The sequence below is a fragment of the Bacillus sp. EE-W1 genome, assembly GCF_009760835.1.
Classification (GTDB): domain Bacteria; phylum Bacillota; class Bacilli; order Bacillales; family Bacillaceae_G; genus Bacillus_A; species Bacillus_A wiedmannii.
In genome coordinates, this window is record NZ_WIPE01000073.1 from 51,055 (window position 1) to 51,792 (window position 738).

The 738-nt window shown below is 35.6% G+C and carries 1 pseudogene; it reads right to left on the reverse strand.

Annotated elements, in window-relative coordinates:
• Positions 1-492: pseudogene (locus tag GFJ36_RS29825) on the reverse strand (RNA-guided endonuclease TnpB family protein); the annotation flags it as partial.
• Positions 493-738: the final 246 nt, after the last annotated feature.

Sequence of the window (738 nt, forward strand, 5' to 3'; positions counted from 1 at the left end):
TTTTTTTCTGAATGCCACACTCATCGGAATGATCCAATACCCGTTCTCATCCACTTTTGGAACTTGATAGATTTCAATAATTCGTTTATCAGTAGAACGAGAATAATTTGGAAACTTAGGACGACCTGTGAATGCTTCAGGTTTTTTCTTCCACTGTTCCAATGCCTTAAAAAAGCTCTTCACTTCTGTAAATAAGGCTCTACGAATCGCTTGAACAGAGTTTGATTGCATGCCCCAGTAATTCAAATCGGCTTGCATAGCAGTGTCCACTTCTTTTACAGTAGCAATCTTATTATTATTCAGGTAACTTTGTTTAATGGTATACAATCCAACATTTCGCAATGCTTTTGAACTATGCGACATGCGCTGAAGTAAACGAAATTCTTTAGCTGTGAGGCACGCTCGTCCGATATTTTGTTTTTGAGTGAATCGTTGCATGGTTTCTCTTTTCTTTTGTTTACGTAATACTTTCACTGCTTTCTTTCTAGCCATTGTTTTCACCACCTTTCTTAGAAAGTTCATTACTTTTGATAAATCAATATTTGGAAAGAAATGTGAACATGGTCTTCATCGTAATTCCTTTTGGTTCAAGTAGCCGAATGATGATCATTATCCAATTTCGTTGTCTTACAATCTATTCCCTCCTTATCTAAGAACAGATTGTATCGTAAGACAAAAAAACAAACATTCGCCCTAAAAAATTGTTATGAACGAAACAAAAGAGTTCAGCCTTATTGA